This window comes from Streptomyces sp. NPDC047971, assembly GCF_040653355.1.
GTDB lineage: Bacteria > Actinomycetota > Actinomycetes > Streptomycetales > Streptomycetaceae > Streptomyces.
In genome coordinates this window covers 1-14791 of record NZ_JBEZNW010000042.1, presented here as the reverse complement: position 1 = coordinate 14791, position 14791 = coordinate 1, and the positions used below count along the sequence as shown (strand labels likewise).

Sequence of the window (14791 nt, the reverse complement as noted above, 5' to 3'; positions counted from 1 at the left end):
CGGTCGCGCGACCTCATGCGCCGTAGTGCTCCCGCAGCCGCTCCGCCGCCCCGGGGCCGGCACCCCGCTCGTCGAGCGCGAACAGCCCCGCGCCCAGCACCGGCGGCGCGGTCACCACCCCGATCACGGCCTTCGGCGCCCGTACGGGGAGCAGTTCGGCGATCAGCGCGTCCAGCTCCGGGTGCCGTGCGGCCAGCACGCTGCCTCCCAGCAGCACCGGCACCTCCTCGTCGAGCAGTCCGAGGCGGCCGAGCGCGACCGTCGACAGGGCGACGACCTCCTCCGCGAGCCGGCGCACCAGCGACCGGGCGATCGCGTCGCCCGCCGCGCTGGTACGGAACAGCACGGGCGTCAGCTCGTGCCGGCGCTCGAAGGGGACGCGGCCCAGGTGCAGCGCCTCGATCAGCGCGCCCATGGACGGCAGATCGAAGTGCGCGGGCAACACCTCGGCCAGGGCGGTCGGTTCGCCCCGTCCGTCCTCGGCGCGGGCGGCGAACCAGAGCGCCTCCTCGGCGAGTCCGCCGCCGCCGCCCCAGTCGCCGGAGATCTTTCCGATGGCGGGGAAGCGGGCGGTACGGCCGTCCGGCACCATGCCGACGCAGTTGATGCCCGCGCCGCACACGACGGCGACCCCTCGCGGTTCGTCGACCCCGGCGCGCAGGATCGCGAAGGTGTCGTTGCGGACCCGGACCGATCGGCTCCGGAGCCGCGCGGACAGGGCCTGCTCCAGCTGCCGTTCCTCCACCGCCAGATCGGCGTTGGCCAGGCAGGCGGAGACGTGGGCGAACACGGGCGGACCGTCGCCCCCGGCCGCCGCCCAGGCCCGGGCGACCGCCTCGGCGAGGACGTCCACGGCGGCCCCGACCCCGACGACGGGGGGCTGGAAGCCGCCGCCGCGCGCCGAGCCGAGCACCTCCCCGCCCGGACCGACCACCGCGACGTCCGTCTTGCTGTTCCCGGCGTCGATCGCGAGGAGCGAGCCGTTCGGGTTCACGCCCACGCGAGGTGCTCCCGGTTGTGTGCGACCAGCCGGTCGGTGAGCCCGTCGGCGTACGCGTACTGCCCCACCAGGGGGTGGGCGAGCAGCGCCCGGAACACCCGCTCCCGGCCGCCACGCAGCGCCGCCTCCAGGGCCAGGTCCTCGTACGCGGTCACGTTCGCGATCAGCCCGGCGTACAGCGGGTCCAGCGGGGCCACCGGCAGCGGCACCGCGCCCGTCGGGCCCACCGCCGCCTGGACCTCGATCACGGCGTCGTCCGCGAGGAACGGCAGCGTGCCGTCGTTGCGGGTGTTCACCACCTGGTACGGAGAGCCTCCCCCGCCCAGCAGGGACGCGGCGAGGTCCACGGCGGCCTCCGAGTAGAACGCGCCGCCGCGCTTGCCGAGCAGCGCCGGCTTCTCGTCGAGCGCCGGGTCCCCGTACATCTCCAGGAGTTCCTTCTCCATCGCGGCGACCTCCGCGGCCCGCGAGGGCTTGGTGCCGAGCTCCCGCACGACCTCGTCGTGCGCGTAGAAGTACCGCAGGTAGTAGGAGGGGACGACACCGAGCCGGTCCACGATCGAGTGCGGCAGCCGGAGGTCGTCGGCGATGGCCTCGCCGTGCTCGGCGAGCAGCCGGGGCAGGACGTTCTCGCCCTCCGGCCCGCCGAGGCGGACGGCCGTCTCCCAGGTCAGATGGTTGAGCCCGACGTGGTCGAGATGGACGTCGGCGGGTGTCACGCCGAGCATCCGGGCGAACTTCCGCTGGAAGCCGATGGCCACGTTGCACAGCCCGACGGCCTTGTGGCCGGCCTGGAGCAGCGCGCGCGTGACGATGCCGACGGGGTTGGTGAAGTCGATGATCCAGGCGTCCGGGCTGGTCCGCCGGACCCGCTCGGCGATGTCCAGGACCACCGGCACGGTCCGCAGCGCCTTGGCGAGGCCGCCGGCTCCGGTGGTCTCCTGCCCGACGCAGCCGCACTCCAGCGGCCAGGTCTCGTCCTGGTTCCGGGCGGCCTGCCCGCCGACCCGCAGCTGCAGCAGGACGGCGTCCGCCCCTTCCACCCCGGCGTCGACGTCCGAGGTGGTGACGATCTTCCCGCCGTGGCCCTGCCTGGCGAAGATCCGCCGGGCGAGACCGCCGACCAGCTCCAGCCGGTCGGCCGCCGGGTCGACGAGGACGAGTTCGGTGATGGGCAGGGTGTCGCGCAACCGCGCGAATCCGTCGATCAGTTCGGGGGTGTAGGTGGAGCCGCCCCCCACGACAGCGAGCTTCATATGGCGCATCAGCCCTTCACTCCGGTCAGTGTGACTCCCTCGACGAACGCCTTCTGGGCGAAGAAGAAGACGAGGATCACAGGGGCCATGACCAGTACGGTCGCGGCCATGGTCAGGTTCCAGTCGGTGTGGTGCGCCCCCTTGAAGGACTCCAGGCCGTAACTGAGCGTCCAGGCGCCGGGGTTCTCGGAGGCGTAGATCTGCGGCCCGAAGTAGTCGTTCCAGCAGTAGAAGAACTGGAAGAGCGCGACGGCGGCGATGCCGGGCCTGGCCATCGGGAGCACGATCCGCAGGAGCGTACGGAACTCGCCGCAGCCGTCGATCCTCGCGGCCTCGATGTACTCGCTCGGGATCGTCAGCAGGAACTGGCGCAGCAGGAAGATCGCGAACGCGTCGCCGAACGCCATCGGGACGATCAGCGGCCACAGCGTGCCGGACAGGTCCATCTGCTTGGCCCAGAAGAGGTACATCGGGATGATGACCACCTGCGGCGGCAGCATCATCATCGAGATGACGAGCAGCAGCGACAGATGCCGGCCGCGGAAGCGGAACCTGGCCAGCGCGTACGCCACCGGCACGGAGGACACCACCACGAGCACGGTGCCGAGCCCCGCGTACAGCAGGGAGTTGCGCCACCAGGTGAGGAAGCCGGGGGTGTCGAGGACCCGGAGGTAGTTGTCCCAGTGCCAGGTGTTCGGCGTGAGGTCCCGGGTCAGCGCCTGCTGGTCGCTCATCAGGGACGTCAGGACGACGAAGACGAAGGGCAGCACGAAGAACAGGGCCGCCGCGATCCCGAGGGAGTGCACGGCGATCCAGTGCAGCGCCGCCGTGCGGCGGGCGCGCCTCTCCGCGGGGCTCACCGCGGGACGGTCGGACACGGATGCGGTGGTCATGGATCAGTCCCCCGAGCCGATCAGGCCCCCGCGCCTGCGCATCAGCAGCGCGGTGCAGGCCATGGAGAGGGCGAACAGGACGAGTGCCACGACGCAGGCCGCGCCGTAGTCGAAGCGGCCGAAGCCGAGGTTGTAGACCAGCTGGGGCAGGGTCAGCGTGGAGTCGTCCGGATAGCCCGGCTCGAAGGTCTCGCCCGAGCCCCCCATCTTCCCGGAGGCGACCTTCGCCGCCACGATCGGCTGGGTGTAGTACTGCATCGCGCCGATGATCCCGGTGACGACCGCGAAGAGCACGATCGGCGAGATGTTCGGCAGCGTCACGTACCGGAACCGCTGCCAGGCCGACGCCCCGTCCAGCTTCGCCGCCTCGTACTGCTCCTTCGGCACGTCGAGGAGCGCGGCCATGAAGATGACCATGAGGTCGCCGACGCCCCAGACCGCGAGGACGGTCAGCGCGGGCTTGGCCCAGGCCGCGTCGTTGAACCAGGAGGGCGCCGGGACGCCGACCGCTTCGAGCAGCGAGTTGACGGGTCCGGTGCCGGGGTTGAGCAGGAAGACGAAGGCCAGCGTCGCCGCCACCGGCGGAGCCAGGTACGGCAGGTAGAACAGGGTGCGGAAGACGCCCGCGCCCGTCTTGATCCGGGTGATCAGCAGGCCGACGCCGAGGCCGAAGACCACCCGGCAGGCGACCATGACGACGGCCAGCCACAGGGTGTTCCCCATCGCCGGCCAGAACTTCGGCAGGTCCGCGAAGACGTACGTCCAGTTGTCCATGCCCCGCCAGGTCGGCGGGTTGAGCCCGTCGTACCTCATGAACGAGAAGTACAGGGTCGAGACCAGGGGATAGGCGAAGAAGACGCCGAATCCGACCAGCAGGGGCGACATGAACGCCGCGGTGCGAAGCGCGTCTCGCACGCGCTTCGACCGCAGCGTGTGACGCCCGTCCTGGGACGCGGCGGCCGGTCCGGCGGGCCGTTCCGTGGGCAGGGTGTCGGTGCTCATGCGGAGTGCTCCCCGGCCGTCACTTCGCCTGGGCGATGTCGCGGTCGATCTGGGCCGCGGTCTCCTCGAGGCCCTTCTTCAGGTCCGGGACCTCGCCCTTCTCGTACTTCTGGGCGAAGTCCTGGAAGGTGTCCTGGTACGTGGAGCCGTTCACCGCGCCGTCGGAGGTGGAGGACTCGGGGTGCCGGGCGATCTCCAGGAAGACCTTGAAGCGCTCGTCGACCTTGAGGTTCGGGGACTTCAGGGCCTCCAGGGTGGAGGGGACGTTGCCGATGCCGTTGGCGAAGTTCACCACGGCCTCGGTGTCCATGGTCATGTACTTGACCAGCTCCCAGGCCGCGTTCTGCTTCCTGCTCTGCGGCGCGATGCCGATGATCGTGCCGGAGAGGTAGCCCTTGCCGTACTCGGCCACCTCGTCGTCCGCGACCGGCAGCGGGGCGACGCCGACCTCGAAGCCGACCTTGGCCTCCTTGATGAAGTTCAGCCGCCACTCGCCGTCGAGCTGCATGGCGACCTGACCGGTGTGGAAGGGGTGCTTGGCGCCCCACTCGTCACCGAAGGTGGTGCGGTACCGGTCCAGCTTCGCGAATCCGCCCAGGCCGTCGACCAGCGACTTCTGGTAGGTCATCATCTCGGCGAAGGCCGGGTCCTTGGCCAGGTTCGACCTGCCGTCCGCGTCGAAGTACGCGTGGTCCCACTGCGACATGTAGTGGCTGGGGACGGTCTCGTAGCCGAGGTAGTTCGGCATGAAGCCGAGCTGCTCGTAGCCGTCGCCCTTCTCCTTGGTCAGCTTCTCGGCGACCTCCCGGAACTCCGACCAGGTCTTCGGCGGGGCGGTGATGCCCGCCGCCTCGAAGGCGTCCTTGTTGTAGTAGAGCCCGTACGCGTCGGAGAGCAGCGGCAGCGAGCAGCGCCTGCCCTCGAACTGGGTGTAGTCCTGGAGGACCTTGGAGAAGGTCTTGTCCAGGTCCACCTTGTCCTTCTCCAGGAAGGGCTTCAGGTCCGCCAGCGCGCCCGAGGCGCAGAACTTGCCGACGTTGGACGTGGTGAAGGAGGCGGCCACGTCCGGGCCGTTCGAACCGCCCGCGCGCAGCGCCTGGTTGAGCTTGTCGTCGTTGATGTTGCCGACGACCTTCACCGTGATGTTCGGGTGGGCCTTCTCGAAGCGGGCGACGTTGTCCTGGATCGCCTTGACCTCGGAGGGGGCGGTCCAGCCGTGCCAGAAGGTGATCGTGGTCGGCGCGTTCGGATCGTCGCTCGCCCTGTTGTCGGCCGAGCCGGTACAGGCGGAGGCGAGGAGGGCGAACGAGGCGGTGGCGGCGAGCGCGACGGCGACTCTGCGCGGGGTTGCGGGCATGGCGAAGCTCCCTGTGGCCGGAGGGGTTACGGGGGAAGGGGGTACGGCGAAGTGACGGCTGGACCCGGCCGGGTCGTGAGCCGGTGGTGCGTGCGGTGGCCGGGCCGGGTCGGCCGCGAGGTCCGCGGTCCTAGCGGGACGTGTCGAAGACCTCGTCGCGGGTGGTGGCGAGGGCGCTCTCCAGGGCGCCGCGCAGGACGGGGTGGCGTTCCACGTCCCCGAGGACGAGCCGGGGCCGGGAGGCGGCGAGGTCGGCCAGCTCGGACTGGACGCGCTCGCGCAGCGGTTCCCCGCCGGCGACGGTCACCTCACCGGCCAGGACGAGGAGTTCGGGGTCGAGTACGGCGACGAGCGAGGCGAGACCGGTGGCGAGGCGCTCCGCGTACCGGTCGAGGAGCGCCGCGTACCGGGGGTCGTGGTCGTGGTGGGCGGCGGCGTGGGCGAGCAGTCGGGTCGCGACGGGCACGAAGGGTTGTTCGGGGGTGTCGATGCCGAGCTCCCGGGCGATCCGGGGCACGGACTGGACGCCGGCGAGTTCCTGGTAGCCGCCGGAGTTGGCCTTGGTGACCTGCCGTACGAGCGGGGTGCCGGGCACGGGCAGGAAGCCGACCTCGCCGGCGCCGCCGGTGAAGCCGCGGTGGAGCCGGCCGCCGAGGACGAGGGCCGCGCCGAGGCCCTCCTGGTTCCAGAGGAGCACGAAGTCCTCGTGGCCCCGGGCGGCGCCCAGGCGCTGCTCGGCGACGGCGGCCAGGTTGACGTCGTTCTCGTACTCGAAGGGCATCGGGAGCACCGCCGCGAGCTCCTCCAGGAGTGTGGGGGAGTGCCAGCCGGGCAGATGGGAGGCGTACCGCAGCCGCCCGGTGGCCGGGTCGAAGGCGCCGGGGGTGCCGATGACGAGGCGGTGCACCTCGGCGCGGGTGATCCCGGCGTCCTTGGCCGCCCCGTCGAGGGCGGTGGTGACCTGCCGTACGACGCCCTCGGAGGCGCGCCCCGGGGTCCCGAGCTCGTACTCGCCGACGACCCGGCCGGTGATGTCGGCGACGGCGGCGCGGATCCGGTACGGGTTCACGTCGAGTCCCGCGGCGAAGGCGGCCCGCGGGTCGAGCTCGTACAGCTGCGCGCTCGGTCCCGGGCGGCCCGCCGTGGTGCCGGTGGCGAGGACGAGCCCGGCGGCCTCCAGCCGGGCGAGGAGCTGCGAGGCGGTCGGCTTGGAGAGGCCGGTGAGCTTGCCGATCCGGGTACGGGACAGGGTTCCGTGCTCCAGGAGCAGGTCGAGGGCGGCGCGGTCGTTCATGGCCCGCAGGACGCGCGGGGTGCCGGGAGTCCCCGGGGTCGTACCGGCCATGACGATGCACCTGCCCTTCGGCTCTGGAGGGGCCATTCTGCTGCCCCGCGGTCCCCTCTCCCAACTGCACTGTTAGGAAAGTTTCCTATTCGGTGGGAGGACCGTAGGACGGCCGTCGCCGGGCGTCAAGACCCCCGCACGCACGACGCCCCCGACGGCAACCGAAGCGTTACCGGCGGGGGCGTCGAGCGGAGCGGTGTGCTCCGTGTCGTCGGGGGTGCTACTTGTTCAGCTCCGGCCTGGGCAGCGGGCTCGCCGCCGCGCCCTGCGGAGAGGTCGGCGAGGCGAAGGCCGAGGGGGCCGCCATGCCCGCCGTCGGGTCCGCCGCCGACTCCTCCGCCTGCGCCGGGACGCCGCCGACGATACGGATGCCGGCCGCGTCCAGCGCCCGCTTGATCCGCCACCGCAGCTCGCGCTCGACGCCCAGCGCCTTGCCCGGCATCGTCTTCGCGGAGACCCGGACCGTCATGGACTCCAGGAGCACCTCGTTGAGGCCGAGGATCTCCACCGGACCCCACAGCCGCTCGTTCCAGGGCTCTTCCTTCGCCATGGACGCCGTGGCCTCGTTGATCACCGACTGCACCCGGTCCAGGTCCTCCGTCGGGCGCACCGTGACGTCCACCGCGGCCGTAGCCCAGCCCTGGCTGAGGTTGCCGATCCGCTTGATCTCGCCGTTGCGGACGTACCAGATCTCGCCGTTGTCGCCGCGCAGCTTCGTCACCCGCAGGCCGACCTCTATGACCTCGCCGGAGGCCACTCCGGCGTCCACCGAGTCACCGACCCCGTACTGGTCCTCCAGGATCATGAAGACACCGGACAGGAAGTCCGTGACCAGGTTCCGGGCGCCGAAACCGATCGCCACGCCGGCGACACCCGCGGAGGCCAGCAGCGGCGCGAGGTCGATCTGGAACGCGCCGAGGATCATCAGCCCCGCCGTGCCCAGGATCACGAACGACGCCACCGAGCGCAGCACCGAACCGATCGCCTCGGAGCGCTGTCTGCGCCGTTCGGCGTTGACCAGGAGACCCCCGAGCGCCGTGCCCTCCACCGCCTGGGCGGAGCGGTTCATCCGCTCTATGAGCTTGGTCAGGGCGCGACGGATCGCCATCCGCAGTAGCAGGGCGACGACGAGGATGAGGAGGATGCGAAGACCGGTGTTCAGCCAGGTGGACCAGTTCTCCTCCACCCAGCCCGCGGCGTTCGTCGCCCTCTCCGCGGCCTCGTCGAGGGTGACGGGGACCTTTTGCGGATCGTCGGCGGTCAGCAGGGCGGACCAGGACACGGAGAACCTCCAGGCGTGGCGTACGCGGAACATCCACACTAACGGGGCATCGGATGTGCTCCCGGCGCCCCGTTCGAGGGAGAGACGGACCTCACGCGGGGAGGATCGGGGTGACGATGCCGATGTGGTCGAGAACACCCCGAGCCCGTTACCGGTACGTGGTGGCGCTTTGACCAGGCATGAGGAGAGACTGAGAGCAGTTCGTCCCGGCGCGAGCCACGCGCCGCCGGCGTATTAGGAGGCATCCGTGCCGCATGTCCTGGTCCTCAACGCGTCGTACGAGCCCCTCGGCGTCGTACCGCTCCGCCGCGCGCTCGTCCTCGTCCTCGAGAACAAGGCACTCTGCCTCGAGGAGTCCGGCGCCTTCCTGCACAGCGAGACCCGCGTCATCCCCGCACCCAGTGTGGTCAGGCTGAAGCGGTTCGTGCGGGTCCCCTACCGGGGGCCCGTTCCTCTGACCCGCAGAGCGCTCTTCGCCCGTGACGGCGGACGCTGCATGTACTGCGGTGGCGTCGCAACCAGCGTCGACCACGTCATTCCGCGCAGCCGCGGGGGTACGCACGCCTGGGAGAACGTCGTGGCGGCCTGCCGCCGCTGCAATCACGTCAAGGCCGACCGGCATCTGCGCGAGCTGGGCTGGCGGCTGCGGCACCAACCCGCCCCGCCCACCGGCCTTGCCTGGCGGATCATCGGGACCGGTCACCGGGACCCCCGCTGGCTGCCCTATCTGCAGCCGTACGGCGCGGACGACGTGATGGCCCGGATCGACGCCGTCTCCACCACCCCGGTAGGGGCCGTGAAGACGGGTTGAGCCGGGCCTTCGACGTACGGGGCGCCTCCCGGGAGGCGCCCCTACTGCGGCTGCCCGGCCTCGGCCGGCGTGGCCACCGCGTACGTCTCCACCGACCACAGCGAGTAGCCGTACTCCGTCGCCCGAGCGTCGCCCTGGACCCGCAGGAAGCGGGTGTCCGCCGCGTCCATGCGGACGCTCTCCCGGCCGCCGCGCCCGTCGGCGACCGTCGCGGCCGTGCGCCAGGTGCGGCCGTCCTGGGACACCTGGATGCGGTACCGGGAGGGGTGCGCGTCCTGCCAGTGCAGCACCACCTGCCCTATCCGGGCCGGCCGCGAGAGCTCCAGCTGCCACCAGGCGCCGTCGTCGACCGGTGAGGACCAGCGGGTGGCGGGATCACCGTCGAGCGCCGCCGCGGCCGGGAAGTCGGGAGTCTCGTCACCCGAGGAGGAGGCCCGCGCGGCGCGCGCCAGATCGGGACCGGCCGTACGGGGGAAGGCCCGCACCGTCAGCACCCGCTCCTCACCGGCGAACGACACCGGCACCCGGTAGGAGCCCGCCGGCGCGTCGGGCGCCACCGACACCTCCAGCGGGACGGTCGCCCGCGTGCCGCGCGGGACCGTGGTCTCCTTCGGCAGCCGCACCGTGATCCCCTTCGGGGCCCGCGCCGTCAGCTCCCCGCGCACCTCCTCGGCGCGCCGGCCCGCCACCCGGACGTCCACCCGCCGCACGGGCCCGCCGATCTCGGCGTCCGTCTCCTGCCGGGCCAGCTCCAGCTCGGCGCGCGGCTCGTCGGCGAACCACGGCACCAGCGAACGCACCTGGGGATCCGCGCCGGTCCACACCACGCGGACCGCGTCCGCGCGCACCCCCTTCACCTCCGCCTGCGTCCAGCCGGAGGGGGAAACCGGGCCCAGCGACCGCCAGCCCTCGCCGGGAACGTACGCCTCCACGCGCGCCGATCCGGCCGCGCCGGGTTCCGTCATCACCGTCACCGTCTCCACGGGCCGCGAACGCTCCAGCCGCACGGTGTACGCCGCCGGCTCGCGGTCCGCCCGCCGTCCGGTGCCCCGCTCGCGGTCCGCGCCGGTCCAGGCCGCCGACTCCGCCGCCGCCCGTGCGAGGAAGGGATCGAGGACTCCGCTGCCGACGGTCACCTCGCTCGCCTTCAGCCCCTCCCGCAGCGGCTCCAGACGCAACTGGGCCTGCCAGGCCGCCGCGCCGTCGCCACGGGCCTGCGCGAGCAGCATGTCGACGGCCGTCTCCCCGGCGTGGCCGTGCCGGGACAACTGCTCCAGCCAGGGCCGTACCTCGTCGTCCAGCGTCCCGCCGGCGGTCGCCGTCAGGTGCTCCGGCGCCTCGCGCATCACGGTGAACGCGGCACGCAGTTCGCGCGCCGCCCTCTCCCGCGCCGCCGGGTCCGGGCCCGTACGGCTCCGCCAGAACTCGGCCATCAACGGCTTCAGATACGCCGACTCGCCCTGCGGGTCGAGGAGCGAGGAGGCGTCGTTTCCGGCCAGGGCCCGCAGCGCCTCGCGGGCCGCCGGGTCCGGCCCGGCAAGCTCGTCGACGGCGGCCCGCCAGGACTCCTGCGGGGTGTAGCCCCTCGGGTTCCAGGCGTAGTCCGCTGCGGTGAAGAGCGGGATGCGGGAGACCGCCGCCTGTTCCATGGCGTTGGCGAGGAAGGCGGCCGAACCGGCCGCCACGGCCGGCTCCCGGCCCATCGAGGGCCCGAGGAAGAGCCGGTCCCGCGCGTAGTCGTTGACCGGGTAGTTGTCCATGGTGACCAGCGGGTGGCGCAGCGCGTCACGGGCGCCGGCCATCTCCCGTCCGGTGATCGTGCGGGGGACCGCCCCGACACCCGTCCAGGCGACCCGCACCCGGTCGTCGAGCGCCTCGGCGAGTGCCGTGCGGTACGTCGTCGCGCCGTCCTGGTAGTACTCCGTCGGCATCAGGGTCAGCGGTTCCGCGTCCGGGTACCGGGCCGCCAGATGCCGGGCCACCGCGCTGGTCACGCGCGCGTGGGCGGCGGCGGCCGCCTCCGGTCCCCGGCCGAAGGTCTCCGCGTCCCTGGAGCAGTGCCACTCGCTGTAGCTGACGTCCTGGAACTGGAGCTGGAACGACCGCACCCCCAGCGCCCACATGGCGTCGAGCTTGCGGGTGAGCGCCTTCACGTCGTCGTCCGACGCCAGACACATCGACTGCGCGGGTGCCACGGCCCAGGCGAGGGTCACGTGGTTGGCGCGCGCCCGGGCGGCCAGCTCGCGGAAGTCGGCCCGCTGCTCCGCCGGGTAGGGCTCGCGCCACTGGGTCTGGCGGTAGGGGTCGGCGCCCGGCGCGTAGAGGTAGCGGTTCTGCTTGGTGCGTCCCATGAAGTCGAGCTGGGCGAGACGCTGTTCCTGGCTCCACGGGCGGCCGTAGAAGCCCTCGGTCAGACCGCGTACGGAGGTCCCCGGCCAGTCGCGGACGACGACACCGGGGACGGTCCGCCCGCCGTCCGTGGTGCCGTCGATCAGCTGACGCAGCGTCTGTACGGCGTGGAAGAGGCCGTCCTCGCCGACACCGTCGAGGGCGACCGTGTCCCGGCCCCGCACCCGGCCGGTGGCCAGCCGGTAGCCGCCGCGCGGCAGGTCGGCGCGCTCCGGCACGCGCAGTGCCCGCAGGGCGTCCGCGGAGGCGGCGGAGCCCGCGCGGACCACCGTCCCGCCACCCGGCAGGGACGTGTGGACGGTCCGCACCCCCGCGGCGCGGAGCACCTCGCGCAGCGCGGCGACGGCGTACGGGTCGGCGTCGGTGTCCGTGAGCAGGGTCACCTCGTCGCCGAGCGGCACCGAGGGGCCCGTGGCCCGCTGGGACTGGGGGCGCGGCCAGACCGCCGTGCCGGGCGACAGCCGCGGGTCGGTGTCGGGGGTGGTGACGGGAGGGTCGGGGAGGGCGGGCGCCGCCTGGGCGACGCCCGGCGCGCTGCCGCCGAGCAAGCCGCCGATCACCGCGGCGGCGACGGCCGACGCGGTCCGCCGTCTGTGCCCGAGGCGCATGGGGGACTCCTCTTCTCCCGCGGGGCTCCCGTGGTCACGAGAGGGTTACGAGCCCACCACCCGCCCGGCTGGAGTGTCAATGCGGGAGGCCGATGTGTCGGGTTTGCCGGGCGGTCTTTCGGCGAGGTGGCGTCACCACGACAAGTTCCGCCGGTAAAACGGGATGCGGTGGGTAGGGCTCTCGGAGCCCACCTGTCGAGCCGAACCGGGAGACCCCCGTGACCGTGACCACCCCCCTCACCGTCCCCCTACGCGTACCGAAACAGGGCCCGCTCACGAGCGAACCGCCGCTGGCCCACGCCGCACCCCTGACGAGCGAACCGCCCCTCGCCGACGCCGCACCCCTCACCAGCGAGCCGCCCATGACCGAGGCGGCGCCCCTCACCAGCGAACCCACCGCCCGCGCCACCGCGGGCGGCACGGAGTACCCAGGAGTGTGAAGTGACCCTGGCCCGTCTCGCCGAACTCCACGGCGTCGCCACCGTGTACGAGCCGTCCGAGGGCGTCACCGTCCAGGTGCCCGACGCCACGGTCGTGGCCGTCCTCGGCGCCCTCGACGTGGACGCCACCACACCGGAGGCGATCGACGCCGCGCTCCGGGCGGCACAGCGGGCCGACGAGGACCGGTTGCTTCCGGCCACGCTGGTGCGCTGGCAGGACGACCGGGCGCGCCCGCCGCAGGGCCTTCCGCCGGGCACGCGGCTGCGCGTCACGACCGAGTCGGGCGAGGTGGTGGAGGGCGGGGGCTGGGACGCTCTGCCGCTCGGCGTCCACCGCGTCGAGGCCCTGGCCCCCGAGGGCCGCTCCGGCACCGGCACGCTGATCGTCGCCCCCGCCCGCGTGCCGAGCCCCGGGCGACGGGTGTTCGGTCTGCTCGCCCAGGTGTACTCGGTGCTCTCCCGCCACTCCTGGGGCATGGGAGACCTCGGAGACCTGCGGGAGCTCGCCGCCTGGGCGGGACGGACGCACGGCGCCGGGTTCGTCCAGGTCAACCCGCTGCACGCGGCGGTGCCCGGGGCGCCCACGGACCCCTCGCCGTACCGCCCCTCCTCACGCCTCTTCCCCGACCCGGTCCATCTGCGGATCGAGGACGTTCCCGAATTCGGCCTCCTCGGCCCCGAGCACGCCGCCGAGGTCGACGCGATCCTCGCCGACGCCGCCGAACTGCGTGAAGGGGTTCTGCGCAAGGGCGCCCTGATCGACCGGGACGCGGTGTGGGACGTCAAGCGGCGCGCCCTGGAGCTCGTACGGACGGTCGAACTCGGCCCCGGCAGACGGGCGGAGTACCTCGACTTCCTCGCCGAGCGCGGCGTCGCCCTGGAGAACCACGCCACCTACCAGGCCATCGCCGAGCGCCACGGCCACCACTGGCGCGGCTGGCCCGAGGAGCTGCGCGACCCCCGCTCCGCCGCCGCGGCCGTCCGCGCCGACGACGAGCTGACCGCCCGGATCGACTTCCACTGCCGGCTCGCCTGGCTGACGGACCGGCAGCTGGCCGCCGCGTCGGAGGCGGCCGGGGAGGCGGGCATGGGCGTCGGGATCGTCCACGACCTCGCCGTCGGCGTCCATCCGGACGGCTCGGACGCCTGGGCCATGCAGGACGCCTTCGCCGCGGGCATGTCCGTCGGCGCCCCGCCCGACGCCTTCAACGCCCGAGGGCAGGACTGGGGTCTGCCGCCCTGGCGTCCCGACGCGCTGGCCGCCTCGGGCTACGCCCCGTACCGCGGCCTGCTGAGGGAGCTGCTGCGGCACGCGGGTGCGCTGCGCATCGACCATGTGATGGGTCTCTTCCGGCTCTGGTGGGTCCCCGAGGGGCGCGAACCCACCGAGGGGACCTACGTCCGCTACGACGCCGAGGCGATGCTCGCGGTCCTCGCCCTGGAAGCCCACCGGGCGGGCGCGGTCGTCATCGGCGAGGACCTCGGCACGGTCGAGCCCGGCGTCCGGGAACGGCTCGCGCGTCGCGGGGTGCTCGGCACCTCCGTGCTCTGGTTCGAGCGGGACTGGTCCGGCACGGGACGCCCGCTCGCCCCCGAGGAGTGGCGCACCGACTGCGTGGCCACCGCCACCACGCACGACCTCCCGTCCACCGCCGCCCGGCTCTCCGGCGACCACGTCGCCCTGCGCCACCGCCTCGGGCTGATCACCGGCGATCTCGGGAGCGAGCGCGCCCGTGACGCGGCCGAGGTCGCGGAGTGGCTGACGGACCTGGAGCTGCGCGGGCTGCTCCCGGAGGGCCCGGGCGACGAGGAGGCCGAGGTCCGCGCCGTCCACCGCTTCCTGCTGCGCACCCCCGCGGCGATGGTCGGGGTGTGGCTGCCGGACGCGGTGGGGGACCGGCGACCGCAGAACCTCCCCGGCACCTGGGACCAGTACCCGAACTGGCGGCTTCCGGTGGCGGGCCCGGAGGGCCAGCCGCTGACGCTGGAGCAACTGGCCGCCTCCCCCCGCCTGCACCGTCTCCTCGCGGTGTTCGGTCCCCTCGGCGGTTCCCGTACGGCACCCCCGGACGCGCGGCCCGTTTAGGTGTTCGCTACGTTTGCACCGTGGACAAGAAGAACACCCTGCGCGCCGGTGCTGTCGCGGCCGGTACGACGCTGATGATGCTGCTCATGTCGTCCCCCGCGCTCGCGCTCACCCGCGACGACGGTGACGACCCGGCCCCCAAGCTGAGTGTCGTCGAGACCCTCGGCCTCTTCGTGGCGCTGCCGATCGTGCTGTTCCTGGTGATCGCCGGTCTCGTGATGGTGCTCGACAAGTCCAAGAAGGCCTGACGGGCCCAGCCTCTTCCGAGGGCGCCGCGGGGGGGGGGGGGGGACGCCCCCCGG

The 14791-nt window shown here is 73.0% G+C and carries 12 protein-coding genes; 4 read left to right on the top strand and 8 right to left on the bottom strand.

Translation table 11 applies throughout. The features are described 5' to 3' along the window. Window positions 1-13 precede the first annotated feature (13 nt). From AB0D99_RS29570 to AB0D99_RS29540, 7 genes are all read right to left on the bottom strand, one after another. Complete coding sequence (locus AB0D99_RS29570) at window positions 14-994, bottom strand: BadF/BadG/BcrA/BcrD ATPase family protein (RefSeq protein ID WP_362369008.1); 981 nt, start codon at window positions 992-994, stop codon at window positions 14-16. Beyond that, entirely contained in the window at window positions 991-2256 is a 1266-nt protein-coding gene (locus AB0D99_RS29565; RefSeq protein WP_362368919.1) for a 6-phospho-beta-glucosidase, read from the bottom strand. The genes AB0D99_RS29570 and AB0D99_RS29565 overlap by 4 nt, the downstream gene beginning before the upstream one ends. Window positions 2257-2264: 8 nt before the next feature. After that, window positions 2265-3149 (bottom strand): carbohydrate ABC transporter permease, encoded by an 885-nt coding sequence (locus AB0D99_RS29560; protein WP_362368916.1) that lies wholly within the window; start codon window positions 3147-3149, stop codon window positions 2265-2267. Between the two features lie 3 nt (window positions 3150-3152). After that, complete coding sequence (locus AB0D99_RS29555; protein ID WP_362369005.1) at window positions 3153-4034, bottom strand: sugar ABC transporter permease; 882 nt, start codon at window positions 4032-4034, stop codon at window positions 3153-3155. A gap of 136 nt (window positions 4035-4170) precedes the next feature. Further along, on the bottom strand, window positions 4171-5508 hold the full coding sequence (locus AB0D99_RS29550; protein ID WP_362368913.1) for an ABC transporter substrate-binding protein: 1338 nt from the start codon (window positions 5506-5508) through the stop codon (window positions 4171-4173). A 130-nt stretch (window positions 5509-5638) separates the two neighbouring features. Continuing rightward, window positions 5639-6853, bottom strand: coding sequence for an ROK family transcriptional regulator (locus AB0D99_RS29545; protein WP_362368910.1), 1215 nt, complete (start codon window positions 6851-6853; stop codon window positions 5639-5641). 220 nt (window positions 6854-7073) lie between these two features. Then, complete coding sequence (locus AB0D99_RS29540) at window positions 7074-8135, bottom strand: mechanosensitive ion channel family protein (protein ID WP_362368907.1); 1062 nt, start codon at window positions 8133-8135, stop codon at window positions 7074-7076. 247 nt (window positions 8136-8382) lie between these two features. Between AB0D99_RS29540 and AB0D99_RS29535 the strand changes: the two genes are divergently transcribed. After that, window positions 8383-8946: an HNH endonuclease gene (locus AB0D99_RS29535; protein WP_329120506.1), complete on the top strand. Its 564-nt coding sequence runs from the start codon at window positions 8383-8385 to the stop codon at window positions 8944-8946. Between the two features lie 41 nt (window positions 8947-8987). Here the strand turns inward: AB0D99_RS29535 and AB0D99_RS29530 are convergent, their stop codons facing one another. Then, window positions 8988-11963 carry a beta-N-acetylglucosaminidase domain-containing protein gene (locus AB0D99_RS29530; protein WP_362368902.1) on the bottom strand — a complete coding sequence of 992 codons (2976 nt, stop codon included), beginning with the start codon at window positions 11961-11963 and terminating at the stop codon, window positions 8988-8990. A gap of 218 nt (window positions 11964-12181) precedes the next feature. On the opposite strand from AB0D99_RS29530, the gene AB0D99_RS29525 reads away from it, so the two are divergent. The 3 genes from AB0D99_RS29525 to AB0D99_RS29515 are packed head-to-tail and all read left to right on the top strand — an operon-like array spanning window position 12182 to window position 14737. Beyond that, window positions 12182-12403 carry a hypothetical protein gene (locus tag AB0D99_RS29525; protein ID WP_362368899.1) on the top strand — a complete coding sequence of 74 codons (222 nt, stop codon included), beginning with the start codon at window positions 12182-12184 and terminating at the stop codon, window positions 12401-12403. Window position 12404: 1 nt separating this feature from the next. Next, window positions 12405-14489 (top strand): 4-alpha-glucanotransferase, encoded by a 2085-nt coding sequence (gene malQ, locus AB0D99_RS29520; protein ID WP_362368896.1) that lies wholly within the window; start codon window positions 12405-12407, stop codon window positions 14487-14489. Window positions 14490-14509: 20 nt separating this feature from the next. Continuing rightward, window positions 14510-14737 carry a hypothetical protein gene (locus tag AB0D99_RS29515; protein WP_362368893.1) on the top strand — a complete coding sequence of 76 codons (228 nt, stop codon included), beginning with the start codon at window positions 14510-14512 and terminating at the stop codon, window positions 14735-14737. Window positions 14738-14791: the final 54 nt, after the last annotated feature.

Bases quoted from the DNA above. Each gene is read 5' to 3' on its own strand.
- AB0D99_RS29565 (WP_362368919.1), bottom strand. From the start codon at position 2,256: ATGAAGCTCGCTGTCGTGGGGGGCGGCTCCACCTACACCCCCGAACTG.
- AB0D99_RS29560 (WP_362368916.1), bottom strand. From the start codon at position 3,149: ATGACCACCGCATCCGTGTCCGACCGTCCCGCGGTGAGCCCCGCGGAG.
- AB0D99_RS29555 (WP_362369005.1), bottom strand. From the start codon at position 4,034: ATGTCGCCCCTGCTGGTCGGATTCGGCGTCTTCTTCGCCTATCCCCTG.
- AB0D99_RS29550 (WP_362368913.1), bottom strand. From the start codon at position 5,508: ATGCCCGCAACCCCGCGCAGAGTCGCCGTCGCGCTCGCCGCCACCGCC.
- AB0D99_RS29545 (WP_362368910.1), bottom strand. From the start codon at position 6,853: ATGGCCGGTACGACCCCGGGGACTCCCGGCACCCCGCGCGTCCTGCGG.
- AB0D99_RS29530 (WP_362368902.1), bottom strand. From the start codon at position 11,963: ATGCGCCTCGGGCACAGACGGCGGACCGCGTCGGCCGTCGCCGCCGCG.